The sequence below is a fragment of the Mesorhizobium sp. M4A.F.Ca.ET.050.02.1.1 genome, assembly GCF_003997725.1.
GTDB lineage: Bacteria > Pseudomonadota > Alphaproteobacteria > Rhizobiales > Rhizobiaceae > Mesorhizobium.
This window is the reverse complement of sequence record NZ_RZSG01001123.1, coordinates 1-1,439: the sequence shown is the minus strand read 5'-3', so window position 1 is coordinate 1,439 and position 1,439 is coordinate 1. Positions and strand designations below refer to the sequence as shown.

Genomic DNA, 1,439 nt, shown 5'->3' with positions numbered 1-1,439 from the left:
TCTATGACGTCTGGCTGAAGGGTTGCAAGCAGAAGTCGGACGTGCCGCCGCCCGAGGCCGCCAAGACCGGTGCGTCACAGGTCGATACGTCCAAGCCGAAGGCCGCCGCCGCTCCGGCTGCGACCGAGCCGGATAGCGGCGAGGCCAACTGATCCAACAGCAGAATCGGGGAACCGCTTCGTTCGCCACACGTTGGCAAAAGAGCGATTGCGCACTGTTGCGCATGGAGGATCTTGCGATGTCAGCAACCAAGCACATGACGGTCAGCAAGAAGGAATTGCTTGACCTCGAAAGGGGATTCTGGACCGGCGATGCGGCCTACTATGCGGCCAACGCCGATGCCGAATGCCTCGTGGCCTTTCCGGAGATGGCGCATGCGATCAGCAATGCCGATCTGGCTAAAACCGCCAGCAAGCCACGTCGCTGGCGCGATCTCGACATCGACCTAAAGGGCATGGTCGAACCCGGCAGCGACATTGTCATGCTGACCTACGAGGCGCACGCGACGCGCGAGAATGGCGAAATCTACAACGCGCTGGTCAGCACCGGCTACGTGCATCGAACCAATGGCTGGAAGATGATGTTCCATGCGCAAACGCCGATAGAGGCTTCAGCAAAAGGCTGATCGCTACGGCCTCATGGCGAGAAGATGGCTTCGCTCTTCAAGGCCTCGGCCAGCATCTTCTCATACTGGCCGCGCGGCACGTCGACGGCGCCGAAGCGCTTGAGGTGCTCGGTGGTGAACTGGGTGTCGAGCAGCGCGAAACCGCGCGCCTTCAAGCGCTCGACCAGGTGATAAAGACAGGTCTTGGAGGCGTCCGTTTCCCTGGCGAACATACTTTCGCCGAAGAAGACGCGCCCCAGCGAGACGCCGTAAAGGCCCCCGACCAGCCGATCCTCGCGCCAGGCCTCGACCGAATGGCAATGGCCGAGGCGATAGAGTTCGACGTAAGCCTCGCGGATCGGCGCGTTGATCCAGGTCGAGCGGCGCTCCTCGCGTCTCTCGGCGCAGCCGTCGATTGTCGCCTCGAAATCGAAATCATAGCGGATGTCGAAGGGGTGTCTGCGGATCGTCTTCTTCAGGCTGCGCGGTGTATGAAACCTGTCCAGCGGGATGATGCCACGCGTCTCCGGCCGCACCCAGAACACTTCCGGATCGCTGGCGCTTTCGGCCATCGGGAAGACGCCCGAGGCATAGGCCTTCAGCAAGAGGTCGGTCGGGATGCGATAGCCGGGCGCATAGGGACGGGTCATCGCGGCATTATAACTGCAAGTTCAGCGGCTATTCCTCTTTAGCCAGATATTTTTCCAGCCAGTGGATGTCGTAGTCGCCATTGGCGATGTCGGGGTTGCCGACTAGGTCGCGGAACAGCGGCAGCGTCGTCTTGATGCCGTCGACGACGAATTCGTCCAGCGCTCGGCGCAGCCGCATCATACAC

General features: G+C 61.4%; 2 protein-coding genes and 1 pseudogene. 1 reads left to right on the top strand and 2 read right to left on the bottom strand.

The window, feature by feature from the left end; all coding sequences use genetic code 11:
* The first annotated feature begins 238 nt into the window (after nt 1-238).
* Nucleotides 239-625 carry a hypothetical protein gene (locus EOA33_RS35585; RefSeq protein WP_126054370.1) on the top strand — a complete coding sequence of 129 codons (387 nt, stop codon included), beginning with the start codon at nt 239-241 and terminating at the stop codon, nt 623-625.
* An 11-nt stretch (nt 626-636) separates the two neighbouring features.
* On the opposite strand, the gene aat is transcribed toward EOA33_RS35585, so the two are convergent.
* Both aat and EOA33_RS35575 read right to left on the bottom strand, forming a co-directional pair.
* A complete protein-coding gene (gene aat / locus EOA33_RS35580; RefSeq protein ID WP_126054371.1) occupies nt 637-1,254 on the bottom strand; it encodes a leucyl/phenylalanyl-tRNA--protein transferase in 618 nt (205 codons plus the stop codon).
* A 28-nt stretch (nt 1,255-1,282) separates the two neighbouring features.
* Nucleotides 1,283-1,439, bottom strand: a pseudogene (locus EOA33_RS35575) (acetyl-CoA carboxylase biotin carboxylase subunit); the annotation flags it as partial.